Below are 25,658 nucleotides of genomic sequence, written 5' to 3'. Positions count from 1 at the left end.
AACCCGATATTGACCGGTACGAACCGGACGGCCCGCACGCCGGCCGATGCGTGGCCCAGCCGTGCCGTCTGCCGGCGCAGTCTCCAGCGGGTGGCGAAGCGGCACGCCGCATCATGCCGTCGGCCCAGGATGCCGACGCATCGGCCCGTTGGAGCATCTCGAATCTTCGACGCCGGACCGGAGGTTCGGCGACGATCCGACAGCGGAACCGGAGGTCGTCCTCGACGACCGTCGGTCTCAGGCGTTCAGGAGCGCGAGCGCCGCCTCGTGCAGCCGCTTGTCGCCAGCGGCCACGATCCGCCCGCCCCTGGCGGCCGAGTTGCCCTCCCAGGTCGTGACGATGCCGCCGGCGCCCTCGATCACCGGGATCATCGCGACGATGTCGTAGGCCTTCAACTCGGCCTCGACCACGAGGTCGATATGGCCGGCCGCCAGCATCGCGTAGGCGTAGCAATCGGCGCCGTAGCGGGCGAGGCGGGTCGCCTTCTCGACCCGCTCGTAGGCGCGGCGGTCGGAGGTGCCCTCGCCGAACAGGCGCGGGTCGGTGGTGTGCAGGATCGCGTCCGCGAGATCGCCTTTCCGGCGGGTGCGCAGGCGGCGGGTGCCGTGCGGGCCCTGGTAATGGGCGGCCTCGCCGTCGCCGAAGAAGCGCTCGCCGGTGAAGGGCTGGTTCATCAGGCCGTAGCAGGGCACGCCGCCGCGGGTGAGCCCGATCAGGGTGCCCCAGATCGGCAGGCCGGCGATGAAGCCGCGGGTGCCGTCGATCGGGTCGAGCACCCAGACGTATTCCGCGTCCTCGCGCTCCGAGCCGAATTCCTCGCCGAGGATGCCGTGGTCGGGGAAGCTGCGCTTGATCAGCTGGCGCATCACCGCCTCGCCGGCCCGGTCGGCCTCGGTGACCGGGTCGAACGCGGCGGTCCCCGCGGCCTTGTCCTCGGTGGCGAAGGAGGCGCGGAAGAAGGGCAGGATGGCCTGGCCCGACTGGGTGGCGAGCTCGTCCACGAACCGCGCGAAATCCACCACGCTCATGCTGTCCCCGATTCCGGCTCGGCGGGCCCGCGGCCCGCTCCCGCCGGATCGAAAGGGCGGCGCGGCCCCGGCGTCAAGCCCCGGATGCAGGCCTCACGCCCCGGCGGGCGCCGGCGCCCGGGCGGGGCGGGGCTCGGCGGCGCGTTCCTGGGCAGGCTGCACTTGGTCGGTCTGCTCTTGGGCCGGTTGCTCTTGGGCCGGCCGCTCCTGGTCGGGCCGGTCCCCCGCGGGCCGGTCCTGGGCCGCGCCCGCTTCCGGCACGTCCCGCACCGCCTCCAGGCAGGCCTCGACGCCCTCGCGCAGCGAGACGGCGTAGTGGTCGGCGCCGAGGGAGGCCCGGGCGCCCGGATCGGTCAGCACCGCGTCGTCCGCCGGCCACAGCCCGACCAGCACCTGCGCCTCCGGCGCCCGCCGCCGCACCCGCTGGACCAGGTAGCGCAGATGGGCCGGCGTGCCGCTGATCTCGAGGTAGGAGATGCAGACCATCCGCGCGCCCGCGATGTCGAGCGCGGCGATCTCGGAGCGCGTGACGGCCTCGAACGGCACCACCCGGGTGCCGAAGCCGTGCTTGGCCAGGAGCTGGGCCAGCATCATCGAGGCCGCCTCGTCGAGGGGCCCGCGGCCGGCGACGCACAGGATCGCGCCCTCGCGCCGCCACGCCTCGGGCAGCTCGTCCGGGGCGGGGGCGTCGGGCACCGCGGGGGCGGCCTCGCACGGCGCCTCCTCGTCCTGGCGCCCCGACAGGAGGCGGCCGGCCAGGGTCTCGCGCTTCTCCGGCGCCGCGTCGTCGCGGTCGGCGAGGTCCTCGATCAGCTGGGCGATGCCGACGCGGATGCGGTCGAGCTGGCTCTCGGTGAGCACCCCGCGCCGGGCATCCGTCGCGGCGAGCTGGAGCCCCTTGAGCGCCACCTCGTCGTAGTAGGACGAGAGCGAGCACTGGGCGAGGATGGCCTCGGCCAGCTCCTGGGCCTCGTCCGGGTCGTCGGCGAGCATGCGCTGGTAGAAGTTCTCGACCGGGGTCAGCGCCGGCCGGTCGCCGAACAGCACGTCGAGGAATTCGAGCTTGTCGACGTGCCGGCCGAGCACCACGAGGCAGACGGTGAGCGGGGTCGAGAGCAGGAGCCCGACCGGTCCCCACAGCCAGGTCCAGAACAGGGCCGAGACCAGCACCGCGAAGGGCGACAGGCCGGTCGAGTGGCCGTAGACCAGCGGCTCGATGAACTGGCCGACGAGCGGCTCGAGCACCAGGAACAGGGCGGCGGTCGCCAGCACCATGTTCCAGCCCGGATCGACCGCGGCGGCGAGCGCCAGCGGCAGGAGCGCCGACAGGAAGGCGCCGATATAGGGCACGAAGCGCATCAGCGCCGAGAAGATGCCCCACAGGATCGGGTTCGGCACCCCGATCAGCCACAGGCCCGTGCCGATGACGAGGCCGAACCCGGCATTGAGCGCGAGCTGGACCAGGAAGAACCGGCTCAGGCGCAGCGCCGCGTCGTCCATCGCCACGGTGGTGCGGTGCAGGTCGCTCGAGCCGACGAGGCGGATCATCCGGTCGCGCAGGTCCTCGCGCTGCACCAGGATGAAGATCAGCACCACGAAGACGATGCCGAGGGTGGCGAGCGGCGAGATCACCGGCGCCAGCACCTTCTCGGCGAGCTCGACCGGGCCGGGCTCGCGGTCGCGCACCTCGACCAGCACCGGCTTGTCGGGATTCTGCACCGCGGGCGGCGGGGCGGGCTTGCCGGAGGCGGGCTTCGGCTCCGGAGGTTTCTCGGCCGGCTTCGGCTCGGGCGCGCCGGCCTGCTGGATCTGGTGGTTGATGCTGCGCAGGTACCCGGCGAGGTCGCCCAGCGGCCCGGCCTTCAGGTTCTCGGCCTTCTGGGCGATGGTGCGCTGGTAGCGCGGCAGGCCGGTCGAGAGGTCGGCGACCTGCATGCCGATCAGCCCGCCGAGGCCCGCCACCACGGCGAGCAGCAGCAGCACCGCGACGCCGACCGAGGGGATCCGGCCGAGCCGGATCTTGCGCAGGAGCGCCACCAGCGGGCCCATCACGAAGCTGAGCAGCACCGCGATGGCGATCGGGATCAGGATCTCGCGGCCGAAATACAGGGCCGCCACGATCACCGCCCCGATCACGAGCGGCGCCGCGAGGCCGTCGCCGGGGGTCTCCGCGGCCTGGACCCGGGCCGGCTTCGTCGGCAGGAGGCCCCTGCGATCGTCTCGCCCATCCGCCATGCGACGCATACTCCCGCACGCGGCGCCCATCGTCGCGCCACGCTTCCACCGGGGAGGAACGGGATCGGCGCAGAAACGATCCGCCGGTGACGCTGGGCCATCCTCGCGAAAACGTGTGCGGGCCTACTCGATCCGCACCGTCACGCTGTCGCTGGCGCCCGCGGCGTCGAGGACCGAGATGCGGGCGAAGCCGGCGCCGTCGGGCTGCCATTCGGCCTGGCGCCGGTCCGATCCGGTCACCGGCAGGCCGCCGACGAGCCAGGTCAGCGGCGGGGTGCCGCCGAGCGCCTTGAGGGCGAGGCCGGCGGGCGCGCCGCCCTCCGCCCCGAGGTCGATCCGGGCGCCGTCCGGCGGGTAGGCGATGCGCAGGCGGTCGGCCGGGCCGGCCTCGCCGCGCAGGCGGCGCAGGGGAGGGGGCAGGGCGCCCGTCGCCGCCACCAGGGCGTCGCGGGGACGCGGCACCGGCTCGGGATCCCGGCCGAGGCGGGCGAAGGCGTCGAACAGCAGGGGCGCGGCGGCGACCCGCCCGACGAGGCCCGGCACCCCGGCCCCGTCCGGCCGCCCGAGCCAGACCGCCACGGTGGTTCGCCGGTCGAACCCCACCGCCCAGGCGTCGCGGTAGCCGTAGGAGGTGCCGGTCTTGTAGGCGAGGCGGTTCGGCAGGGCGCTCTCCGGCGGGGGCGTGCCCCGCAGGGTATCGGCGACGTACCAGGCCGCCACCGGCTCGGCGATGCGCGGCAGGACCGCCTCCGCCGCCGGGGCGTCGAGGCGGCGGCGCAGGTCCGGCACCTCGCCGCCGCGGGCGAGCCCGGCATAGAGCCGGGCGAGGTCGGACAGCGTGATCCCGAGGCCCCCGAGCGCCACCGGCAGGCCCGGCGCGGCGTCCCGGGGCAGGGCGATGCCGGCGCCGGCCGCCCGCAGGCGGGCGATGAAGCGGGCCGGCCCCACCGCCTCCATCAGCGCCACCGCCGGCACGTTGAGGGAGAGCTGGAGCGCGCGCCGCGCCGTCACCGTGCCCTGGAAGGTGAGGTCGAAGTTCTCGGGCGCGTAGGACGCGCCGAAGCGAGACGGGCGGTCCTCGATCAGGGTCTCGGGATGGGCGACTCCGCTCTCGAACGCCATCGCGTAGACGAAGGGCTTGAGCGCCGAGCCCGGCGAGCGCACCGCCCGCGTCATGTCGACGGCGCCGGAGCGCGCGGCGTCGCGGTAGCCGGCGCTGCCGACCTGCGCCCGCACCTCGCCGGTGGCGTTGTCGACGACGAGAACCGCCGCCGACAGCCCGGGACCGAGCGCCGCCGCCCGCTCCGCCGCCAGGGGCTCGAGCCGGGCCTGCAGGCGGGCATCGAGGGCCAGGCGGTGGACGCGCCGGCCCGGCTCCTGAGCGACCGCCGCCTCGGCGGCGTGGGCGGCGAGCATCGGGAACGGCATGCGCGACCGCGGCACCGGCTCGGCCTTGGCGGATGCGGCGTCCGCCGCCGGCACGATCCCGGTCGCGGCCGCGATGTCGAGCACCCGGTCGCGGGCCCGGCGGGCGGCGTCCGGGAAGCGATCGGGCCGGCGCGCCTCCGGCGCCTGGGGCAGCGCCACCAGGAGCGCCGATTCGGCGAGCGTCAGGCGGGCCGGCTCGCGCCCGAAATAGGCGAGGCTCGCCGCCCTGAGGCCCTCGACCGGCCCGCCATAGGGGGCCAGCGCCAGGTAGAGCCGCAGCACCCCGGCCTTGCCGAGGCGCCGTTCCAGCGCGACCGCCCGGGCGATCTGGCGCAGCTTCGCCGTGAGCGAGCGCGCCCCCCGCGGCTCGACGAGGCGCGCCACCTGCATCGACAGGGTCGAGGCGCCCGACACGATCCGCCCGGCCGCGAGCCACTGCCCGGCGGCCCGCAGCAGCGCCAGCGGATCGACGCCCGGATGGGCGCGGAAGCGCCGGTCCTCGTAGGCCGTCAGCAGGGCGAGGAAGCGCGGATCGACCGCCGCCGGCTCGAGCGGCAGCCGCCAGCGGCCGTCCGCGGTCGCGAAGGGGCGCAGCAGGGTGCCGGCGCGGTCGAGGACGATCGGGGAGCGGGCCTCGGCCGCCGCGAGGTCGAGGGGCGGGAGCCGCGCGAGGGCGAGCCAGAGCCAGCCGGCAGCGACGAGGGCGGAGCCGATCAGGACCCGGGCGGCGAGGCGGCGCCGCGTGGCCGGCAACGTGCGCACTCTCGCCCTCCCGGCCGTTCCTCCCGCCGTCTCGGGCCGATCCTGTCACAGGTCGCGGGCCGGCGCGATGGGGGGCCGGGAGATGGCCAAGGCTGCTCGGCCCAAGGCTGCCTCGGCAAAGGCTGCTTCGGCTGCGGGGCGGCCCGTCACGCACGGGGCATGTCGGCGGGGTCGGACGGATCGCCGGCGTGTCGCTTGAGGACGCTTTGGTAGCTGTAGCGCTCGGCAGGATGGATGCTGAGGGACACCTCCGCCATGCCGTGGGGACTGAGGAAGTACTGGCGGCGGATGGCGAGCGCGTGGCTTCCCGGCTCGGCCTGCAGGGCGCAGGCGCAGGCGGCGGGCACCCCGACCGCGCGGATGCTCTGGCGGATCTCGACGATGCGCCGGCCGGACACCGCTTCCAGCAGCGTGCCGAAGATGCCCGAATGCGACGCGATGCGCTCGCGCAGCGGCTCGGCGTAATCCGCGTCGAGATAGACGTCGGTCCAGCAGATCGGCGGCGCCTCCGGGGTGTCGGGAATGCGCCGCAGGAACGACACGCGCAGCCAGCGCCGTCCCGGCTGGCAGTCGAGCGCCGCCGCGAGATCGGCATCGGCGACGATGTCGGCGACACCCTGGACGTGCCGCTCGGTCTCGGCGCCGAATTGCTGCACCGCCTCGATGGATTCGAGGTTCTGCGAGAAGCCCGAGGCCGGCGAGGCCGTCGCCGCCTCGACCCGGGTTCCCGCGCTCTTGCGGCGGCTGATGAGCCCTGAATTCTGCAACTCGCGCATCGCCGCGCGCACCGTCGACCGGCTGACCGCGAACTGGTCGGCGAGGTCGTGCTCGTTCGGCAGGAGCGAGCCCACGGGGTAGCGCCCATCCGCGATCGCCTCGGTGAGCAGGCGCGCGACGTATGCGTAACGGGTTTCCAAGGAGACGGGACCTCCACCTCGGCCGGCCGGCCTGCGGGAAGGAAGAGGGAACGGCCCGCGGCCCGTCAAGAGGGCTTGACAGCCATTATGTTCGAACATAGTTTTATGTACGAACATAAGGTCCGGGAGGAAGGGCCATGGCCGCCACCGTCATCGATTCGCTGCTGTTCCGGGATGCCTTCGGCACGCCGGCGATGCGCGAGGTCTTCTCAGACCAGTCCCTGATCCGGCGCTACATCGAGGCCGAGATCGCCCTGGCGCGGGCGGAAGCCGCCTGCGGCGTGATCCCGGCCGAGGCGGCGGAGGCGATCGCGCGCGACTGCTCCTTCGAGGCCCTCGACCTCGACCTCCTGCGCCGGGAGACCGACATTGTCGGCTACCCGATCCTGCCGCTCGTCCATCAGCTCGTGCGCCAATGCGGCGAGGCCGGCCGCTACGTCCACTGGGGCGCGACCACCCAGGACATCATGGACACCGCCAGCGTGCTCCAGATCCGGGCCGGCCTGGAGATCGTCGAGGCCGACCTCGCCGCCCTGCGGACGATCCTGGCCGACCTCTCGGCGCGCTACCGCGACACGCCGATGGCCGGGCGCACGCACCTGCAGCAGGCCCTGCCCGTCACCTTCGGCTACAAGACGTCGATCTGGCTCGCCATGATCGACCGCCACGCCGTGCGCCTCGAGGAGCTGAAGCCGCGCGTCCTCGTCGGCCAGTTCGCCGGGGCGGCGGGGACGCTCGCGTCGCTCGGCGCCGAGGGGCTGCACGTGCAGGAGGCGTTCTGCCTGGAGCTCGGCCTCGGCGCCCCGGCCTCGACCTGGCACGTCGCCCGCGACGGCTTCGCCGAGGTGGTCAACCTGCTCGCGCTCGTCACCGGGACGCTCGGCAAGATCGCCCTCGACATCATGCTCATGGCCTCGACCGAGTTCGCCGAGGTCGCCGAGCCGTTCGTCACCGGGCGCGGCGCCTCCTCGACCATGCCGCAGAAGCGCAACCCGATCTCCTCCGAGCTGATGCTCGCCGCCGCCAAGGGCGTGCGCCAGCAGGCCGGCCTGATGCTCGACGCGATGGTCCAGGATTTCGAGCGGGCGACCGGGCCCTGGCACGCCGAGTGGATGGCGATCCCCGAGAGCTTCGTGCTCACCGCCGGCGCCCTGCACCAGGCGAAGTTCGCCCTCGGCGGCCTGATCGTCGACGAGGCGCGGATGCGCGAGAACCTCGGGATCAGCCGCGGCCTGATCGTCGCCGAGGCGGTGATGATGGCGCTCGCGCCCCGGACCGGCCGGCAGCAGGCCCACGACCTCGTCTACGCCGCCTGCCGGGTCGTCGACGAACGGGGCGGGACGCTGGCCGAGGCCCTGATGGCCGTCCCCGAGGTGACGGCGCATCTCGACCGCGCGGCGATCGACCGCCTGACCGACCCGGCGAACTATCTCGGCTCGGCGCCCGAGATGGTCGACCGTGTGCTCTCCGGGGCGGCCCGCGGCCGCTGACGCCGGCATGTTCATTTATTGACCTAAGGTCAAAAACAAGTATCGTCCTGTTAAAGTCCAGGTGACGCTCAAGCGAACCGGCCGGAAATCAGCGCATGATTTCCGGGCGCCGCCTCGCCGTGACTTTCGTCGTCTCCGAACGCGCCGCACCGCCCGGGCTCCCGCCCGGCGGCAACGGGAGCGCGTGCCCTCTCAACGTCCCGACCTGAGGAAGCCATGTCCGACGCCACGCTCGATCCACGCGCGATTCCCCCGACACCATCCACCTCCGCCGCGAAGCCGAAGAAGAAGGCGCTCTGGCGCAATCTCGGCGTCCAGATCATCATCGCGATGGTGCTCGGCGCCGCCGTCGGCTTCCTGCTCCCGGGCGTCGCCGTCCAGCTCAAGATCCTCGGCGACATCTTCCTGCGCCTGATCAAGACCGCGGTGGCGCCGCTGGTCTTCCTGTGCGTCGTGATCGGCGTCACCTCGGCCGGCGACTTCAAGCGGGTCGGCAAGGTCGGCCTGATCGCGATGCTCTACTTCGAGATCGTCTCGACCATCGCGCTCGGTATCGGCATGCTCGCCGGCAACCTGCTCGGCGTCGGCGAGGGCATGGCGGCATCGACCCGGGCGAACCTGTCCCACGGCAAGGCGCCGACCGGCGCGACCGCGCCGCACTCCACCCTCGACTTCATCCTCAACGTCTTTCCCGACAACTTCATCGGCGCCTTCGCCAAGGGCGAGCTGCTCCAGGTGCTCGTCATCGCGCTGGTCTTCGGCGCCGCCCTGCTGCACCTCTCGCCCGAGAAGCGCCAGCCGATCGAGAACGGCCTCAACCGCATCTCCGACGCCTTCTTCGAGTTCATCCACCTGATCATGCTGGTGGCGCCGATCGGCACCTTCGGGGCGGTCGCCTTCGCGGTCGGCTCGAGCGGCACCAGCGTGCTCCTGTCGCTGATCTACCTGATCCTGAGCTTCTACGCCGTGGTGATCCTGTTCATCGTGGTGGTGCTCGGCGCGATCTCGGCCATGTTCAAGATCAACCTGTTCCAGTTCCTCGATTTCATCCGCGAGGAGATCTACATCGTGCTCGGCACCGCCTCGTCCGAGAGCGTGCTGCCGCGCCTCCTCGAGAAGCTGCCGACCTACGGCTGCTCGCGCCAGAGCGTCGGCCTCGTGCTGCCGACGGGCTACGCCTTCAACCTCGACGGCACCTCGATCTACATGTCGATGGGCATCGTCTTCCTGGCCAATGCCTACCACGTGCCGCTCGACGTCTGGCAGCAGCTCGGCATCCTCGGGATCATGCTCCTGACCTCGAAGGGCGCGGCGACCGTCTCGGGCGGCAGCTTCGTGGTCTTCGCCGCGACGGTGGCGGCGACCGGCGTCCTGCCGCTCGAGGGCCTGCCGATCCTGTTCGGCGTCTACCGCTTCATGTCGATCGCCGTCGCCACCACCAACGCCATCGGCAACAGCGTCGCCACCGTGGTGACGGCCAAGCTCGCCGGGGAGTTCGATCCCGCCATGGCGCAGGAGGCGATGGCCCGCCTGCGCGCCGAGCGCGCCGCCGCGGCCTGACGCCCCCGGGGAGCCCGCGGGGCTCCCCGCCCCTCCGACACCGCGACCGCCACGACCCATCGAAGGACCTGAGCCCATGACCGTCCAACCGGGCACCCGGATCGAGCACGACGCCTTCGGTCCCGTCGAGATCCCCGCCGACCGCTACTGGGGCGCGCAGACGCAGCGGGCGCTCGGCGTGTTCGAGATCGGCGACGAGCGCTTCCCGGCCTGCCTCGTCTGGACCTTCGGGCTTCAGAAGCTCGCGGCGGCCCGCGCCAACCGGCGCCTGGGCACGCTCGACCCCGCCCTCGCCGAGGCCATCGAGGCGGCGGCCCTGGAAATGTGGAAGGGCCGCTTCGACGGCCATTTCCCGCTGCCGATCTGGCAGACCGGCTCCGGCACCCAGACCAACATGAACGCCAACGAGGTCATCGCCAACCGCGCCAACGAGACCCTCGGCCAGCCGCTCGGCCAGCGCCGCCCGGTCCATCCCAACGACCACGTCAACCGGTCGCAATCCTCGAACGACAGCTTCCCGACCGTCATGCATCTGTGCGTCGGCATCGAGCTGCACGACCGCCTGCTGCCCGAGCTCCGGCTCCTGCGCGACACCCTCGCCGCCAAGGCGGCGGAGTTCGACGACGTCGTGAAGATCGGCCGCACCCACCTCATGGATGCCGTCCCGATGACGGTCGGGCAGGCCTTCGACGCCTTCGCGCGGCAGGTCGGCCTCGGGATCGAGCGGATCGAGGCCGCGTCCCCGCGCCTGTACCGGCTCGCGCAAGGGGGCACCGCCGTCGGCTCGGGCCTCAACGCGCCGGCCGGGTTCGACGAGGCCTTCTGCGAGGAGGTCGCGGCCCTGACCGGGCTTCCCTTCGTTCCCAATCCGAGCAAGTTCGAGGGCATGGGCGCCCACGACGCCCTCGTCGAGGTCTCGGGCGCGCTCAACGTGCTGGCGGTCTCGCTGATCAAGATCGCTAACGACATCCGCCTGCTCGGCTGCGGACCGCGCACCGGTCTCGGCGAACTGGTCTTTCCCGACGACGGCCTGTCGTCGTCGATCATGCCGGGCAAGCGCAACCCGACGATCGCCGAGGCGCTGCTGCAGGTCGCCTTCCAGGTCGTCGGCAACCACGGGGCGATCTCGGCGGCGGGCGCCTCCGGGATGTTCGAGCTGAACGTCGCCAAGCCGGTGATCGTCCACAACCTGCTCCAGTCGATCCGCCTGCTGGCGGACGGGTCGCGCGTCTTCGCGACGAAGTTGGTCCACGGCCTCGACGTCGACCGCGAGCGCCTCGCCGCGAACGTCGCCAACGCACTGCTGCTGGCGACGGCGCTCAATCCGGTGCTCGGCTACGACCGCGTCGCGACGATCACCAAGAAGGCGATGGCCGAGACCATCACCCCGCGCGCGGCGGCCATCGCGCTCGGCTACGTGACGGGCGAGGAGTACGACCGCGTCGTCGACCCGAAGGCGATGATCGCGCCGACGGCTGCCTGAGGCCGGCATCGTCAGCCGGCGCAGCGCCCGCGCGACGCCGATATTCGCCTCGCGAGGCAACCGGTCGAATTTCGCGTGATACCGGCACGCTCGTGCATCGGCCGGTCGATGCACGAGCGTTCGGCGCACCGGCACCTGTCGCCTTCCGCGCAAACCCATCGGCGAGACGGCGGCGTTCGCCGCACGGCCGTCGGACGGACGGGGCACGAAGCGCGTCGGTGACGTTCTGGCAGGCGACGATGGACGGGCGGCCGATCCGCGACCGGATCCTCCTCCCCCCGCTCGCCGGCGCCGGAACAGGGTGCCGGTGTCCGAAGAAGCGATCGGGCCACCGGACAGGCGCTCACGCCCCGGTCTGCGCGGGACGTTTTTCGACGGGGGTCTTTTCGGCGGGGATCTTTTCGGCGGGGGTCTTGCCGCCACCGCCCAGCAGGCGCGAGGCGACGCTCGCGACCGGGATCAGCACCCCGCCGACGAGGAGGCCGACGAGGCCCGACGCCACCGCCGTCACCAGCCACTCGACGACGCCCCGGACCGGGGGGACGCGCGCGCCCAGGCTCGCCGCAGCATCATGCGCCGCATGCGCCGGACCCGACAGGCCGTACTCCTCCAGCCCGTGCAGCAGGATGCCGCCGCCGACCCAGACCATCGCCGCCGTGCCGACGATCGCCAGGAGCTTGAGCAGGACCGGCATGCCCTTGACCACGCCACGGCCGATCCGGCGGATGAGGCCGCCGAAGGGCGGTCCCGCCCGGCTGCCGGCGAGCGCCATCCCGGCATCGTCGGCCTTCACGATCAGGGCCACGGCGCCGTAGACCGCCACGGTGATGCCGATGCCGACGATCGTCAGCACGGCCGCCTTCATCCACACGCTGCCCTCCGGCAGGGCGGCGAGCGTGATGGCCATGATCTCGGCCGACAGGATGAAGTCGGTCTTGACGGCGCCGGCGACGCGGCGCTCCTCCAGCGCCGTGTCGTGGCCCGCGTCGGCTTCCGAGCCCTCCTCGTCGGCATGCGCGCGGTGCGGGAAGACCGCCTCGTAGACCTTCTCGGCGCCCTCGTAGCAGAGATAGGCCCCGCCCAGCATCAGCAGCGGGGTGATCGCCCAAGGAGCGAAGGCGCCGAGCGCCAGGGCGCCGGGGAGCAGGAACAGCAGCTTGTTGCGCAGCGAGCCGAGCGCGATCTTGCCGACGATCGGCAATTCGCGCTCGGCCGCGAAGCCCACGACGTAGCGCGGCGTCACCGCCGCGTCGTCGATGACGACGCCGGCGGCCTTCGTGCCGGCGCGCGCTGCCTGCGCGGCGACGTCGTCGAGGGAGGCCGCCGCGCTCCTCACCAGGAAGGCGACGTCGTCCAGAAGAGCCAGCAACCCGACGCTCACGAAAATCCCCCCGGCCCGTCACGGCTGCGCTGGAAACGGGGCAGAAACGTTTTGGATCCCCGCCGCGTGTCCACCGGGCGGCGGCCCTACAGGAACGGCGCCGGGTCCTTCGGGTCGCGGGCCGGCTTCACGTCGCGCCGGTTCCACCAGCCGCCGCCGAGCGCCTGGAACAGGGCCGCGGTGTCGGCGTACTGGTTGGCCTGGGCCTGGGCCTGCGTCACCACGGCCTGCAGGTAGGACGACTGGGTGATGAGCAGCGAGGCGCTGCTGACCGCGCCGAGGCCGAACTGCTTGCGCACGAGCTCGACGCTCTGCCGGCTCGCCGAGACGGCGGCGTTGGCGGCCGCCACCGCGCGGCCGTCGGACTGGAGGGCGCGCAGGGCGTCCGCGACGTTCTGATAGGCGCCGATGACGGTGGCGCGGTACTGCGCCTGGGCCGCGGCCAGGGTCTCCTCCGCCGCCTGCTGGCGCCGGAACAGGGTGCCGCCGTCGAAGAGCGGCTGGGCCACCGCGCCGGCGATGGTCCACAGGCTCGCCGCCGGGTTGAGGAGCGCCGCGAAGTTGGTCGCGCTGGCGCCGATCGCGCCCGAGATGGTGAATTGCGGCAGGCGGTTCGCCACCGCGACGCCGACCTGGGCGCTGGCTGCATGCACCGCGGCCTCCGCCGCCTTCACGTCGGGGCGCTGCTCGATCAGCCGCGAGGGCAGGCTCACCGGCAGGGAACGGGGCAGGTGCAGCGAGGCGAGGGTGAAGGTCTGGCTCACCTCCTCGCTCGGGAAGCGGCCGGCGAGGGCGGTCAGCAGGTTGCGCTGCTGGGCGAGCGCCCGCTGCAGCGGCGGCAGCAATTGCTGCGACTGGGCGAGCAGCGCGGTCTGCTGCACCACGTCGGCGCCCGCGACCTGGCCGGCATTCGACTGCTTGGTGATCAGCGACAGCAGGTCGGTCTGGGCCTGGATCACCTTCTCGGTCGCGGCGATCTGGGCCCGCAGCGACGCTTCCTGGATCGCCGCCGCGACGACGTTGGAGGTGAGCGTCAGATAGGCCGCCTCGAGCTGCCAGCGCTGCCCCTCCTCCTGCGCCGCCTGCGATTCGAGCGCGCGACGGGTGCCGCCGAACACGTCCGGGGCGAAGCTCACCGTCACCTGCGGGGTGACGAGGCTGTAGAGCAGGTCGTTGTTGTTGAGGGGCGATTGCAGGTCGCCGCCCGGGGCCTTGTTGTAGGAGGCCTGGGAGTTGAAGCCGACCTGCGGGAACAGCGCGCCGCGCTGCGCCTCCGTGGTGGCCCGCGCCGCCCGCAGGCTGGCCTGGGCCGCGTCGAGGGTCGGGTTGCGGGCGAGCGCCTCCGCCACCAGGCTGTCGAGGGCGCGGGAGCGGAACAGCGTCCACCACTCGCCCGGCACGTCGCGCCCCTGGGCGAAGCGCTGACCGAGCGCGCCGTTCCGGCGGTCCTCGTCCGTCACCGCGGGGTTGCGCAGCCCCTCCCTGGTGTAGGAGGAGACGGGCGGCGGCGTCGCGCCCTGGAAGTCGGGCCCGACCATGCAGGCCGAGGCGGACGCGCTCGCGAGGGCGGCCGCCAGGATGCGGGCGGCCGTGCGCACCGCGGGGCGCGCCGCGGCCCGGGCCTCCCGCTCGCCCGATCCCCCGTCGTCCGAAGCCTCGCCGTCCCTGGCCTCGTCTTGCGCGCCCCCGGCATGCAGGGCCCGGCCGTCGGCCCGCCCCTCCGGGGAGCCCGGGGCGGGGGCGACGCCGCGCGGCACCGTGATCGCGGTCGAGAGGCGCAGGATGGCGCGCATGGGATCGGGCAGCTTCGCGTCGGCGGGGGAGGGGGCGGGTCCAGCCAGCATCTAGCTCACTCCGCCGCCTCGGACTGTCGCGCGGAAGCGACAGGCGCCCGGGCACGGTGGCGCGAGAACGCCGCGATGAGCACCGGGAGCACCACCAGGATCAGGATCGGGGCGAGCAGGATGCCGCCCACCACCACCAGCGCCAGGGGCTTCTGCACCTGCGAGCCGATGCCGGTCGAGATCGCCGCCGGCAGCAGGCCGACGCAGGCCGCCACGCAGGTCATCATCACCGGGCGCATCCGCACGTCGGCGGCGTGGTGGATCGCCCGGGCGCGGGCCCAGCCCTCGTCCATCAGCTGGTTGCAGTACGAGAGCAGGATCACGCCCTCCATGGTCGAGATGCCGAACAGCGCGATGAAGCCGATCGCCGCCGAGACCGAGAACGGCGTAGCCGTGAAGACGAGGGCGAAGATGCCGCCGATCAGCGCCATCGGGATCACGCTCAGGGTGAGCAGCGTGTCGGTGAGCGAGGCGAAGTTGACGTAGAGCAGCAGCGCGATCAGCCCGATCGTCAGCGGCACCACGAGCTTCAGCCGCGCGATCGCGCCCTGCAGGTTGCTGAACTCGCCGACCCATTCGAGGTGGTAGCCGGCCGGCAGATCGACCTGCTCCGAGACGCGCCTCTGCGCCTCGATCACCGCGCCGCCGAGGTCGCGCCCGCGCACGCTGAACTTGACCGGGATGTAGCGCTCCTGGTTCTCGCGGTAGATGAAGGCCGCGCCCGAGACGAGCTCGACGCGGGCGATCTCCGAGAGCGGCACCTGGACCACCCCGCCGCTCGGCGGCGTCACGCCGACCGTGATGTTGCGGATGGTCTCGAGCGAGCGGCGGTAGTCCGGCGCCAGCCGCACCCGCATCGGGAAGTGGCGGTCGCTGCCGTACTCGTAGAGGTCGCCGGCGGTCTGGCCGCCGATCGCCGCCGAGATCGTGGTGGCGATGTCGCCGGGCGCGAGCCCGTAGCGGGCGGCCCGGGCCCGGTCGATGTCGATGCGCACCGTCGGCTGGCCCAGCGACGTGAACACCGCGAGGTCGGTGACGCCCGGTACCGTGGCGAGCGCCGCCTTCACCTCGTTGGCGGTGCGGGTGATCTGCTCGAGGTCGGTGCCGTAGACCTTGACCGAGTTCTCGCCCTTCACGCCGGAGGCCGCCTCCTGGACGTTGTCCTGAATGTATTGCGAGAAGTTGAACTCGATGCCGGGCAATTCCTCGCGCAGGCGGCCCGAGATCTCCTCGATCAGCTTGTCCTTGGTGAGCCCCGGCCGCCACTGGTCGGCGGGCTTCAACGGCGCGAAGATCTCGACGTTGAAGAACCCGGTCGCGTCGGTGCCGTCGTCGGGACGGCCCTGGTGCGAGACGACCGTGGTCACCTCCGGGTAGGAGCCGATCAGCTTGCGCATCCGCTCGACGTAGGGGTTGCCGGCCTCCAGCGAGATCGAGGCCGGCATCGTGCCGCGGATGTAGAGGTTGCCCTCCTCCAGCGTCGGCAGGAACTCGAGGCCCAGCGTGCGCATCGCGACCCCGGTGCAGCCGAGCATCGCCACCGTCATCAGGATCGTCAGGATCCGGTTGTTGAGGGTGAAGCCCTGGAGCGGCCGGAACAGCGCCCGCAGGAGCTTGACCACGATGGTGTCGCGCTCCTCGACGTGGTTCGGCAGGATGAGCGCCGAGAGCGCCGGCGACACCGTGTAGGTGGCGAGCAGACCGCCGACGAGCGCGTAGGCATAGGTTTTCGCCATCGGCCCGAAGATGTGGCCCTCGACGCCGGTGAGCGTGAAGAGCGGCAGGAAGCCGACGATGATGATCGAGGCGGAGAAGAAGATCGCCCGGTTCACCTCGCGGGCGGCCGAGGCGATCAGCCCGATCTTGACCCCGCTGCCGCGATGGGTCGGCCCTTTGTGCTCGGCGAGGTGGCGGAAGATGTTCTCCACCATGATCACCGTCGCGTCGACGATGAGGCCGAAATCGATCGCGCCGAGCGACAGGAGGTTGGCCGATTCGCCCCGCGCCACCATGATGGCGATGGCAAATCCGAGCGCGAACGGGATCGTGGCGGCGACGATGATCGCGCTCTTGAGGCTGCCGAGGAACAGCCACTGCACCAGGAACACCAGCACCACGCCGAAGACGAGGTTGTGCATCACCGTGTGGGTGGTGGTGTGGATAAGCGCGCTGCGGTCGTAGAGCGGCACGACCTGCACGCCCGGCGGCAGGATGCCGGAGGAGTTGATCTTCTCGATCTCGGCCTCGACCCGCTGGATCGTCGGCAGGCTCTTGCCGCCGCGGCTCAAGAGCACGATGCCCTCGACGATGTCGCCGTTGTTCTCGTGGCCGACGATGCCGAGGCGCGGCGCGTTGCTGACCTGGACCTCGGCCACGTCCTTCACCAGCACCGGCACGCCGTTGACCTGCGTGATCATGGTGTTGCGGATGTCGTCCATGTCGCGGATCAGGCCGACGCCGCGCACCACCGCCGATTGCTCGCCGACATTGAGCGTCTGGCCGCCGACGTTGGTGCTCGAATTGTTGAGCGCCGAGACGAGCTGGACCAGGGTCAGCCCCTGCGCCTGGAGCTTGTGCAGGTCGACCGCGACCTCGAACTCCTTGGTCTTGCCGCCGAAGGCCGAGACGTCGACGACGCCGGGAATCGCCTTGAAGCGGCGCTGCAGCACCCAGTCCTGCAGGGTCTTCAGGTCGGTCGAGGAGAAGCCCGGCGGTCCCGTCACCTGGTAGCGCATGATCTCGCCGATCGGGCTCGTCGGCGAGATCTGCGGCTGGGCGTTGTTCGGCAGCGGCGGCAGCTGCGACAGCCGGTTGAGCACCCGCTGCAGCGCCTCCTGGTAGGTGAAGTCGTAGGTGAACTGGATCTTCACGTCGGAGAGGCCGAACAGCGAGATCGTCCGGGTCACCGTGGCATTGGGGATGCCGGCGAGCTGCACCTCGAGCGGGATGGTGATGTAGCGCTCGATCTCCTCGGCCGACTGGCCCGGATTCTGGGTGATGACGTCGACGAGCGGCGGCACCGGGTCCGGGTAGGCCTCGATGTTGAGCTGCATGAAGCTCGCGTAGCCGATCCCGAGCATCGCCAGGAACAGGAGCAGCACCAGCACCCGCTGGCGCAGGGCGAAGTCGATCAGGCGGTTCATGGGGCGGAGATCCTCAGGACGCCGACGATCAGGACGCTTTGTCGCCGGAGGCGGCCCGGTCGATGAACAGGCTGCCGCGGGTCACCACGCGCTCGCCGACCTTGAGGCCGTCGACGACCTGGACGAGGCCGCCGCCGGTGAGCCCGAGGGTGACGTTGCGCGACGCGATGGTGCCGTCCGGCCGCTCGATCCAGATCCGGGCGCGGGCGCCCTCGTAGACGATCGCCGAGGCCGGGATCGCCGGGGCGCTCTCGTCGCGGCCGGTCAGGATCGTGAAGGTCGCGAACATCTCGGGCCGCAGCAGGCCCTCGGCATTGTCGATCTCGGCCCGCACCGGCAGGCGGCGGGTCGCGGGATCGAGGGAGGCCGCCATGTAGTTGATGCGCGCCTTGAACACCCGGTCGGGGAAGCCGATCACGCTGGCCTCCAGCTCCTGGCCGAGCTTGATCCGCGGCACCTCGGTCTCGCGCACGTTGGCGACGAGCCACACCGTCGAGAGGTCGCCGATGACGAAGGCCGGGTCGCTGCCCGAGCCGAGATACTGGCCGAGGCCCACCTTGCGCTGCACGATGGTGCCGGCGATCGGCGCGCGGATCTCGGTCTCCGGGCTCATCGCCCCGCTGCGCGCGAAGGCGTCGATCTCCGCATCCGACTTGCCGAGGATGCGCAGGCGGTTGCGCACCGCCTGGAGCGAGGCCTCGGCCGAGCGCTGGTCGCTCTGCGCCGCGATCACGTCGTTCTGGGCCTGCTGCCAGTCCTTCAGCGCCACAGCCTTGGCCTGGAACAGCTCCTGGAGCCGGGCCGCCACGGTCTGGTTGAGCTTGAGCAGGGCCGAATTCTTGGCGAGCGCGTTCGAGGCCGCCTGGAAATCGTTGAGGGCCGAGACCATGTCGGCGGCCTCGAGGGTGAACAGTACCTGGTTGGCCTTCACCCGGTCGCCGGCCCGGACCATCACCTTGGTCACCCGGCCCGCATAGGGCGAGTAGACCGGCACGTTGTCGTCCTCGTTGACGCCGATCCGCCCCTCGGCGAAGCCTTCGGGCCGGAACTCGCGGGCCTGCACGGTCTCGATCCCGAAGCTCGCGAGCTGCTGCTTCGTCGGCCGGAAGACCGGCGGCGCGGCGGTCTCCGCGGTGTCCGGCGCCTGGCCCTCGACTCCCTGGCGCTGCGCCAGCAGCCCTTCCAGGCGCTCGCGCACGGGCGCCAGGGCCGGCACGGACCAGACCGCCAGGCCGGCGCCCGCCAGGAGCAGGATCGCGACGGTCCAGCCGAGGCCGCGCCGGCGCGCCCGCGTGGTCGGGGGCTCCGTGGTCAGAGGATTGTTGGTGTCCATCGCGCGCCGACCATTCGCCGGGACGGTTCGGCCGATCCTGGGACATCCTCGGGCGGGCCGCCCCCGGCGACGGGGCGTATCCGAGAAGTCCCGGGCCAGCCGACCGGCCCCTGTTTACGTGACCCGATACCGGAAGCCACCGGGTCTCCTGCCGTGTCCCTGCGTCAGTTCCATGACAGGGACCGACCGCGGGGCAGGATCCGGGCCGGGATGCCGCGCCTCGCGGTCGGCTTCCCGTGGTCGTCTCTTGGCGAGCAAACCGAACCCAAGTCAAGGACGCCCGCCGGTGCATCGGCCGGGCGCCGCGGCGGCGCGCCCGGTCCCGCCGCGACGGTCGATCCTCGGGCGATACGCCCATGGCGCGAAGGGCTTACGGAACGCGAAAACCGGTGTCCGGCGGCGCGGACTAGGCCGTCCGGCCGAGGCGGTCTCCCGGTCCGTTAGACCGTGCGGCCTCGGTCCGGCACCTTGACCCAGGGGAGGGTGCGACCAACCTTGCCCTGTCAGGCGCGGGCATCCCGCGCGCAAGAACCCCGATGAGCCGCATGTCCGTCCGCGAGCCGATTCTCCACAGCGTGCCGATCGCCGAGCTGCGCCCGACCCAGATGACGGTCGGCTACCGCGAGGTCGCGGCCAAGCGCAAGCGCTGGCGCGAGATCGCCGACGCGGACCGGGAGGCTTTCCTCGCCTCGCACATGATCCCGGTGCTGCTCGGGCCGAAGAAGCGGCGCTACCTCGTCGACCACCACCACCTCGCCCGCGCCCTCAAGGAGGAGGGGGTCGAGAACGTGCTCACGACGGTGGTGGCCGACCTGCACCACCTCGAGAAGGACGCCTTCTGGGTCGTGGCCGACCACCGCGCCTGGGTCCACCCCTACGATGCGGACGGCGTGCGCCGGGACGTCGCCGACCTGCCGAAGAGCATCGAGGACCTCGCGGACGATCCCTTCCGCAGCCTCGCCGGCGAGCTGCGCCGTTCCGGGGGCTTTGCCAAGGACACGACGCCGTTCAGCGAGTTCCTGTGGGCGGATTTCCTGCGCCGGCGCATCAAGCGCAAGGACGTGAAGGACGATTTCTCCGACGCCCTCGAGGAGGCGATGGCCCTCGCCCGCTCCAAGCACGCGGCGTACTTGCCGGGCTGGTGCGGGCCGCACGGGGATTGAGCGTGCCGCCTCGGGGCTCGGACGTGTTGCGAGCGCGCTCTCCGATCCCGCCGCCGCAGAGCTCGGTGGCGGATCGCGACCGATTCTCGTGCATTCAGCGTGCGGGCCGGCTGATCGGGGGCGGCGTTGACACGGCGTCCGACCCGGCCAAATCTCTCCCCATGTCGATCGAATTCGCCTATCGGTTTGAAGAGACGTCAACCTCGTCGAGGTTCCGCGACCTTGACGATGTCGTGCTGACGGCTGCCGTCGTCAGCGACGACGGAATTCCGGTCCCTGCCAGCACGGAAGGGACGATCGTCGCCGTCCATCTGCGTGCCTCGGGCGACAGCTACGTCGTGGAATTCGCGGAGCCGGAATGGACTCTCGCGACCCTCGGGCCTGATCGGATCCGTCTCGTTGAAAGCGCGAAGCGTTGACGCTGCCGCAGGTCCCGGCCGCCTGGTTGATCGACGGCCGCAAGATCTCGGCATATCTGATGAATACCGAGCATCCCCGTGGCGCCTCGAAGGCAAAGTATTTGATGGGCTTCGGCTTCACTCGGATGCTCCTGACATCCTGGCAGATGCAATCGTGATGCACGCGCTGTCGAATCGGCTCGGCATGAGAATCATGCCTTCGTGCGATCCTCCGCGCGTTGTCTTCGAGGGCACCGTGGTCGCGCCGGACGGTCGTGCGATGCCTTTGCGGACCGTGTGGGAAGCGCGGGTCTCGACCGGGATGCACTTCATCACTGCCGTCCCGCTGACGCGATAGCAGGCGCCGGGCGCCGCGCCTCCGAGGACGTCCGGCCCATCCTCCCATCAAGTTTATTTGCCGCAGCCCCTCCATCCGGCTTAAGTCTCTCCTGCGGCGCGACGGGGATCGGGCCGGAACGGGGGACCTCCGTGATGTTCGAGTCGCTCCTGAAGGGCATCGGCGCCGAGCCGGTCGACAACGAGACCCATTTCTACCGCTTCGACCCCAAGCCCGACATCACCGCCTACGAGCTCGCGCTCATCCTGCAGCGCTTCGGCGCCCTCACGGCCGGGGCGGCGCCGCTGCACGGCGTGATGCTGATGCCGTGGGAGACGCTGGACGACGCCTATGCGCGGCATTTCGAGCTGGCGCCGCACGGCATGTTCCAGGGCTGACCGCCGGGGCCGGCCGCAAGGACCGACGGCGCAAGGACCGGGGGCACAAGGCCGATCCGCGTCGCTGGGGCGGCACGGCAACGCTCGGTTTACCATTCCGTCCGATGGTCGGGGCTGGTGAACGAGGGTCTCTGCAAGCCATGATGTCCCGCGCGGAACGCTCGCATCTCGGCGACTGGTGGTGGACGGTCGACCGGGCGCTGCTCGCCGGCCTCGGCGTGCTGATGACGGCCGGGCTGGTCTTCCTGATGGCCGGCGGTCCCCCCGTGGCCGAGCGCCTCGGCCTGCCGACGTTCCACTTCCTGAACCGGCAGGTGATGTACCTGCTGCCGACGATCGCCCTGATCCTGGCGGTGTCGTTCCTGTCCCTGCGCCACATCCGGCGCATGGCGCTGGTCACCTACGGCCTCGGCATCGTGCTGTGCATCGCGGCGACCAAGTACGGGCCCGAGATCAAGGGCGCGCATCGCTGGATCCAGTTCGGCTCGATCGGCGTGCAGCCGTCCGAATTCGTCAAGCCCGCCTTCGTGATCCTGGCCGCCTGGGCCTTCGCCGAGGGCGCGCGCCGGCGCGACATGCCGGGCGGCACGCTCGCGGTGCTGCTCCTGCCGATGACCATCGTGCCGCTGATCCTGCAGCCGGATTTCGGCCAGACCATGCTGGTGACCATGGTGTGGTGCGCGATGGTGTTCGTCGCCGGCCTGCACTGGTTCTGGGTCGGCGGGCTCGGCGGCGCCGGCCTCGTCGGCGTCGCGGCGGCCTACGAGTTCCTGCCCCACGTGCGCGCCCGCATCACCCGCTTCATGGACAAGGATTCGGGCGACAACTTCCAGACCTTCTGGTCGCAGGAATCCTTCAGCTCCGGCGGCTGGCTCGGCACCGGCCCGGGCGAGGGCATCGCCAAGCGCCACCTGCCCGACGCCCATACCGACTTCATCTTCTCGGTGGCGGGCGAGGAATTCGGCGTCATCATCTGCATCGGCATCGTGCTGCTGTTCGCCTTCATCGTGATGCGCGGCCTGGTGCTGGCGCGGCGCAGCGACGACATCTTCTGCCGGCTGGCGATCACCGGGCTGACCGCCCTGTTCGGCCTCCAGGCCTGCATCAACATGGCGGTGAACGTGCGGCTGATGCCGGCCAAGGGCATGACCCTGCCGTTCATCTCCTACGGCGGCTCGTCGCTGATCTCGCTCGCCCTCGGGATGGGATTCCTCATCGCCATCACCCGGCGCCGGCCGCGCACGACGCTCCTCAACCGCGACGAGGGCCTGGCGCACTGACCCCGCGCCGTCCCCTCGGGGGCGAATCACCCCGAGGGGCGACTCGCCGGGAAGGGGTGACCTGGGCGCCCCGCCGTGACACACGGGGCCGCCGACCCTGACCGGAGACCGTCCATCCATGCCCCGTCCCGCCCCGGCCGCCCGATGACCGTCGCCCAACCCCTCGTGCTCCTCGCCGCGGGCGGCACCGGCGGCCACCTGTTCCCGGCCGAGGCCCTGGCTTTGCGCCTGCGCGAGCGCGGCATCCGGGTCGTGCTCGCCACCGACAGCCGGGTCGCGGCGCTCTCGGGCGAGTTCCCGGCCTCCGAGATCGTGGCCGTGCCCTCCGCCACCCCGTCGAGCGGGCGCTCTCCTTTACGCCGCGTCGCCGCCTTGGCGACCCTCGGGCGCGGCTTCGCGGCCGCCGTCGCGCAGGTGCGCCGCCTCAACCCGGCGGTCGTCGTCGGCTTCGGCGGCTACCCGACGGTGCCGCCGCTGCTCGCCGCCCAGATGCTGCGGGTGCCGACGCTCCTGCACGAGCAGAACGCCGTGATGGGCCGCGCCAACGCCTTCCTGGCCCGCGGCGCCAGCGTGATCGCCACCGGCTTTCCGGAGGTGCGGGGCGTGCCCGCCAAGGCGAAGGCCCGCCGCGTCCATACCGGCAACCCGGTCCGCCCGGCGGTGCTGGCGGCGGCCGCGATGCCCTATCCCGCCGTCGGTCCCGACGCGCCGCTCCAGCTCCTCGCCTTCGGCGGCAGCCAGGGCGCCCGGGTGATGAGCGACGTGGTGCCCGACGCGGTGGTGCGGCTGCCGGCGCCCTTGCGCGCCCGCCTCACCGTGATCCAGCAGGCGCGGGCCGAGGACCTCGCCCGGGTGCAGGCGCTCTACGAGGGCGCGGGCCTCGCCGCCTTCGCGGCGGCGCCGTTCTTCAAGGACCTGCCGGCCAAGATGGCGACCTCCCACCTCGTCGTCGCCCGCTCGGGCGCCTCGACGGTGGCGGAGCTCGCGGTGATCGGACGACCGTCGATCCTGGTGCCGCTCCCCGGTGCCCTCGACCAGGACCAGGCGGCCAACGCCGCGGTGCTGGGGGGAATCGGCGCCGCCTTTCCCAGACCACAAACGGACTTCACCCCTGAGCGGCTGGCCGCCGATCTCGGCGCGCTGCTCGGCGATCCCGACCGGCTCGCCAAGGCCGCCGCCGCCGCCAGGGGCGCCGGCCTGCCCGACGCTGCCGAGCGCCTCGCCTCCCTGGTGGTGGAGACCGCCATCGCGGCGGCCCGGTAGCGGCCGCCCACGGACCATGTCGGCCCGCCGACGGCCGCCGATCCAACAAGAAGACGTGAAGGACCCCGACTCCATGAAGCTGCCGAACCAGCTCGGACCCATCCACTTCATCGGCATCGGCGGCATCGGCATGTCCGGCATCGCCGAGGTGATGCACAATCTCGGCTACACGGTGCAGGGCTCGGATGCGTCCGACAACGCCAACGTGCGCCGCCTCGCCGAGAAGGGCATCCGCACCTTCGTGGGCCACCGGGCCGAGAACCTCGCCGACGCCGCCCTGGTGGTGGTCTCGACCGCGATCCGCCGCGACAACCCGGAGCTGGTCTCCGCCCGCGAGCGCCGCCTGCCGGTGGTGCGCCGGGCCGAGATGCTGGCCGAGCTGATGCGCTTCAAGTCCTGCGTCGCGGTGGCCGGCACCCACGGCAAGACCACCACCACCTCGCTCGTCGCCACCCTGCTCGATGCCGGCGAGCTCGATCCGACCGTCATCAACGGCGGCATCATCAACGCCTACGGCACCAACGCCCGCATGGGCGAGGGCGACTGGATGGTGGTCGAGGCCGACGAATCCGACGGCACCTTCCTGAAGCTGCCGGCCGACATCGCCATCGTCACCAACATCGACCCCGAGCACCTCGACCATTTCGGCTCGTTCGACGCGATCAAGGACGCCTTCCGGGCCTTCATCGACAACATCCCGTTCTACGGCTTCGCCGTGATGTGCATCGACCACCCGACGGTGCAGGACCTCGTCGGGCGCATCGAGGACCGGCGCATCATCACCTACGGCGAGAACCCGCAGGCCGACGTGCGCCTGATCGACGTCGACCTGAAGGGCGGCCAGAGCCGGTTCCGGGTGATGATCCGCGACCGCCGCCCCGGCTTCCGGATGGAGATGGAGGACCTCGTCCTGCCGATGCCGGGCAAGCACAACGCGCTCAACGCCACCGCGGCGCTGGCAGTGGCCCACGAGCTCGGCGTCTCGCCCGAGGCGATCCGCAAGGCGCTGGCGAATTTCGGCGGCGTCAAGCGCCGCTTCACCCGCACCGGCGAGTGGAACGGCGTCCAGATCTTCGACGATTACGGCCATCACCCGGTCGAGATCCGGGCGGTGCTGAAGGCCGCCCGCGCCTCCACCGACGGCCGCGTCGTCGCGGTGGTGCAGCCGCACCGCTACTCGCGCCTCGCCTCGCTGTTCGACGATTTCTGCACCTGCTTCAACGACGCCGACACGGTGATCGTCGCCCCCGTCTACGCCGCCGGCGAGGCGCCGATCGAGGGCATCGACCGCGACACCCTGGTGGCGGGCCTGACCTCCCGCGGCCACCGCAACGCCGTCGCGCTCGAGCGCACCGAGGATCTCGCCGGCATCGTCGGCGGCCTCGCGGGGCCGGGCGACTACGTGGTGTGCCTGGGCGCCGGCAACATCACCCAATGGGCCTACGCGCTGCCGGGCGAGCTCGCCTCGATCGGCGAGAAGGCGGCGTGAACTACCCTCACGGATCCGGGACGAGATCCTCGATCTCGACCCCGAGCGCCCGGGCGAGCCGCCGGTAGAGCTGGACGTCGCCGATGCTCTCGCCGCGCTCGACCGCGCTCACGTGCTCCTCCGGCAGGTCCGCCTGCCGGGCGAGCGCCGCCGCGCTCAAGCCCCGCCTGCCGCGCCAGAAGGCGAGGGGGGTCGGCGCGGCGCGCAAGGCATCGAGATCGTCTCCGTTCAGCAACTCCTCGTCGCCCGCCTGCAGGCGGGTGAGAGAAGCGGCGAGGACACGGGCATCCGCGGCCTCCTCGGCGAGGTCGTGCAGCCGCTCGAACTCGGCCTCCGGCAGGATCACGATCGCCTCGCCGGAGGGCGTCCTGGTGCGGACGATGGTCATGCCCGGAAACCTACTCGTAGACCGAGCCGCGCGGCCCGACATCGTGCACAATGATCGCTGCATCCTCGCTCGTGAAGAGGGCGCGCCAATCCCCGACCCGCAGCCGGTAGCCCGGGATCCCCTTCATCGCCCGGATGTTGTTGGCGAGCGAGGTCGGATCCCGGGCGACCTGATCGAGCTTGGCCCGGATCAGCGCCTCGGCGTCGGCCGGCATCCGGGCAAGCGCCCGTGCCGCCTTGCGGGTGTAGACGACGGTCCTGGCCAATCGCGCCAACCTCCGAACGCGCCCGACTCGACTGTCCTTGCGTCAACTCTAGAGCGCTCCGCCCCCGCGCGT

General features: G+C 71.8%; 20 protein-coding genes. 10 read left to right on the top strand and 10 right to left on the bottom strand.

From position 1 onward, the window contains the following. Positions 1–237: 237 nt before the first annotated feature. From hisN to A5481_RS23385, 4 genes are all read right to left on the bottom strand, one after another. Positions 238–1,029, bottom strand: a complete 792-nt coding sequence (hisN, locus tag A5481_RS23400; protein WP_048435648.1) for a histidinol-phosphatase — start codon at positions 1,027–1,029, stop codon at positions 238–240. A gap of 93 nt (positions 1,030–1,122) precedes the next feature. Beyond that, positions 1,123–3,273: an AI-2E family transporter gene (locus tag A5481_RS23395; RefSeq protein ID WP_197514229.1), complete on the bottom strand. Its 2,151-nt coding sequence runs from the start codon at positions 3,271–3,273 to the stop codon at positions 1,123–1,125. 114 nt (positions 3,274–3,387) lie between these two features. Further along, on the bottom strand, positions 3,388–5,445 hold the full coding sequence (pbpC, locus tag A5481_RS23390; RefSeq protein WP_048435647.1) for a penicillin-binding protein 1C: 2,058 nt from the start codon (positions 5,443–5,445) through the stop codon (positions 3,388–3,390). A 155-nt stretch (positions 5,446–5,600) separates the two neighbouring features. After that, complete coding sequence (locus A5481_RS23385; protein ID WP_048435646.1) at positions 5,601–6,371, bottom strand: GntR family transcriptional regulator; 771 nt, start codon at positions 6,369–6,371, stop codon at positions 5,601–5,603. A 137-nt stretch (positions 6,372–6,508) separates the two neighbouring features. On the opposite strand from A5481_RS23385, the gene pcaB reads away from it, so the two are divergent. The 3 genes from pcaB to A5481_RS23370 all read left to right on the top strand — a co-directional run bounded on the left by pcaB (position 6,509) and on the right by A5481_RS23370 (position 10,904). Further along, a complete protein-coding gene (gene pcaB, locus A5481_RS23380; RefSeq protein WP_048435645.1) occupies positions 6,509–7,861 on the top strand; it encodes a 3-carboxy-cis,cis-muconate cycloisomerase in 1,353 nt (450 codons plus the stop codon). A gap of 216 nt (positions 7,862–8,077) precedes the next feature. Further along, positions 8,078–9,421 carry a cation:dicarboxylate symporter family transporter gene (locus tag A5481_RS23375; protein WP_053082490.1) on the top strand — a complete coding sequence of 448 codons (1,344 nt, stop codon included), beginning with the start codon at positions 8,078–8,080 and terminating at the stop codon, positions 9,419–9,421. Between the two features lie 76 nt (positions 9,422–9,497). Next, entirely contained in the window at positions 9,498–10,904 is a 1,407-nt protein-coding gene (locus tag A5481_RS23370) for a class II fumarate hydratase (RefSeq protein ID WP_048435644.1), read from the top strand. A 343-nt stretch (positions 10,905–11,247) separates the two neighbouring features. Here the strand turns inward: A5481_RS23370 and A5481_RS23365 are convergent, their stop codons facing one another. From A5481_RS23365 to A5481_RS23350, 4 genes are all read right to left on the bottom strand, one after another. Further along, positions 11,248–12,285 (bottom strand): DUF808 domain-containing protein, encoded by a 1,038-nt coding sequence (locus tag A5481_RS23365; RefSeq protein WP_048435643.1) that lies wholly within the window; start codon positions 12,283–12,285, stop codon positions 11,248–11,250. Positions 12,286–12,371: 86 nt separating this feature from the next. Beyond that, the gene (locus A5481_RS23360) at positions 12,372–14,129 is read right to left on the bottom strand and encodes an efflux transporter outer membrane subunit (RefSeq protein ID WP_245239028.1); all 1,758 of its coding nucleotides are present in this window, start codon (positions 14,127–14,129) and stop codon (positions 12,372–12,374) included. A gap of 5 nt (positions 14,130–14,134) precedes the next feature. Beyond that, a complete protein-coding gene (locus tag A5481_RS23355) occupies positions 14,135–17,272 on the bottom strand; it encodes an efflux RND transporter permease subunit (protein ID WP_048435642.1) in 3,138 nt (1,045 codons plus the stop codon). 28 nt (positions 17,273–17,300) lie between these two features. Continuing rightward, positions 17,301–18,605, bottom strand: coding sequence for an efflux RND transporter periplasmic adaptor subunit (locus A5481_RS23350; protein ID WP_048435641.1), 1,305 nt, complete (start codon positions 18,603–18,605; stop codon positions 17,301–17,303). A gap of 545 nt (positions 18,606–19,150) precedes the next feature. On the opposite strand from A5481_RS23350, the gene A5481_RS23345 reads away from it, so the two are divergent. The 7 genes from A5481_RS23345 to murC all read left to right on the top strand — a co-directional run bounded on the left by A5481_RS23345 (position 19,151) and on the right by murC (position 24,933). Next, a complete protein-coding gene (locus A5481_RS23345; RefSeq protein ID WP_048435640.1) occupies positions 19,151–19,768 on the top strand; it encodes a ParB-like protein in 618 nt (205 codons plus the stop codon). A 65-nt stretch (positions 19,769–19,833) separates the two neighbouring features. Beyond that, complete coding sequence (locus A5481_RS23340) at positions 19,834–20,187, top strand: hypothetical protein (protein WP_245239026.1); 354 nt, start codon at positions 19,834–19,836, stop codon at positions 20,185–20,187. Further along, entirely contained in the window at positions 20,184–20,345 is a 162-nt protein-coding gene (locus A5481_RS33835) for a DUF6883 domain-containing protein (protein ID WP_156311976.1), read from the top strand. The genes A5481_RS23340 and A5481_RS33835 overlap by 4 nt, the downstream gene beginning before the upstream one ends. A gap of 313 nt (positions 20,346–20,658) precedes the next feature. Continuing rightward, the gene (locus A5481_RS23330) at positions 20,659–20,901 is read left to right on the top strand and encodes a hypothetical protein (RefSeq protein ID WP_048435638.1); all 243 of its coding nucleotides are present in this window, start codon (positions 20,659–20,661) and stop codon (positions 20,899–20,901) included. Positions 20,902–21,041: 140 nt separating this feature from the next. Beyond that, a complete protein-coding gene (locus A5481_RS23325; protein WP_048435637.1) occupies positions 21,042–22,181 on the top strand; it encodes an FtsW/RodA/SpoVE family cell cycle protein in 1,140 nt (379 codons plus the stop codon). A gap of 144 nt (positions 22,182–22,325) precedes the next feature. Beyond that, positions 22,326–23,444 (top strand): UDP-N-acetylglucosamine--N-acetylmuramyl-(pentapeptide) pyrophosphoryl-undecaprenol N-acetylglucosamine transferase, encoded by a 1,119-nt coding sequence (locus tag A5481_RS23320; RefSeq protein ID WP_048435636.1) that lies wholly within the window; start codon positions 22,326–22,328, stop codon positions 23,442–23,444. Positions 23,445–23,517: 73 nt separating this feature from the next. Further along, positions 23,518–24,933, top strand: coding sequence for a UDP-N-acetylmuramate--L-alanine ligase (murC, locus tag A5481_RS23315; RefSeq protein ID WP_048435635.1), 1,416 nt, complete (start codon positions 23,518–23,520; stop codon positions 24,931–24,933). A 7-nt stretch (positions 24,934–24,940) separates the two neighbouring features. Here murC and A5481_RS23310 read toward each other — a convergent pair whose 3' ends face one another. Further along, a complete protein-coding gene (locus tag A5481_RS23310; RefSeq protein WP_048435634.1) occupies positions 24,941–25,321 on the bottom strand; it encodes a helix-turn-helix transcriptional regulator in 381 nt (126 codons plus the stop codon). 10 nt (positions 25,322–25,331) lie between these two features. Beyond that, entirely contained in the window at positions 25,332–25,586 is a 255-nt protein-coding gene (locus A5481_RS23305) for a type II toxin-antitoxin system RelE family toxin (protein ID WP_342447354.1), read from the bottom strand. Positions 25,587–25,658: the final 72 nt, after the last annotated feature.

The sequence above is a fragment of the Methylobacterium platani genome (genome assembly GCF_001653715.1).
Lineage (GTDB): Bacteria > Pseudomonadota > Alphaproteobacteria > Rhizobiales > Beijerinckiaceae > Methylobacterium > Methylobacterium platani.
The sequence above is the reverse complement of the archived record's forward strand: the minus strand, read 5'-3'. Positions and strand labels throughout refer to the sequence as shown.

What these genes read in the sequence shown, in the direction of transcription:
- hisN (WP_048435648.1), bottom strand. Translation starts at nt 1,029, where the DNA reads ATGAGCGTGGTGGATTTCGCGCGGTTCGTGGACGAGCTCGCCACCCAG.
- A5481_RS23395 (WP_197514229.1), bottom strand. Translation starts at nt 3,273, where the DNA reads ATGCGTCGCATGGCGGATGGGCGAGACGATCGCAGGGGCCTCCTGCCG.
- pcaB (WP_048435645.1), top strand. Translation starts at nt 6,509, where the DNA reads ATGGCCGCCACCGTCATCGATTCGCTGCTGTTCCGGGATGCCTTCGGC.
- A5481_RS23375 (WP_053082490.1), top strand. Translation starts at nt 8,078, where the DNA reads ATGTCCGACGCCACGCTCGATCCACGCGCGATTCCCCCGACACCATCC.
- A5481_RS23370 (WP_048435644.1), top strand. Translation starts at nt 9,498, where the DNA reads ATGACCGTCCAACCGGGCACCCGGATCGAGCACGACGCCTTCGGTCCC.
- A5481_RS23360 (WP_245239028.1), bottom strand. Translation starts at nt 14,129, where the DNA reads ATGCTGGCTGGACCCGCCCCCTCCCCCGCCGACGCGAAGCTGCCCGAT.
- A5481_RS23355 (WP_048435642.1), bottom strand. Translation starts at nt 17,272, where the DNA reads ATGAACCGCCTGATCGACTTCGCCCTGCGCCAGCGGGTGCTGGTGCTG.
- A5481_RS23350 (WP_048435641.1), bottom strand. Translation starts at nt 18,605, where the DNA reads ATGGACACCAACAATCCTCTGACCACGGAGCCCCCGACCACGCGGGCG.
- A5481_RS23345 (WP_048435640.1), top strand. Translation starts at nt 19,151, where the DNA reads ATGTCCGTCCGCGAGCCGATTCTCCACAGCGTGCCGATCGCCGAGCTG.
- A5481_RS23330 (WP_048435638.1), top strand. Translation starts at nt 20,659, where the DNA reads ATGTTCGAGTCGCTCCTGAAGGGCATCGGCGCCGAGCCGGTCGACAAC.
- A5481_RS23325 (WP_048435637.1), top strand. Translation starts at nt 21,042, where the DNA reads ATGATGTCCCGCGCGGAACGCTCGCATCTCGGCGACTGGTGGTGGACG.
- A5481_RS23320 (WP_048435636.1), top strand. Translation starts at nt 22,326, where the DNA reads ATGACCGTCGCCCAACCCCTCGTGCTCCTCGCCGCGGGCGGCACCGGC.
- murC (WP_048435635.1), top strand. Translation starts at nt 23,518, where the DNA reads ATGAAGCTGCCGAACCAGCTCGGACCCATCCACTTCATCGGCATCGGC.
- A5481_RS23310 (WP_048435634.1), bottom strand. Translation starts at nt 25,321, where the DNA reads ATGACCATCGTCCGCACCAGGACGCCCTCCGGCGAGGCGATCGTGATC.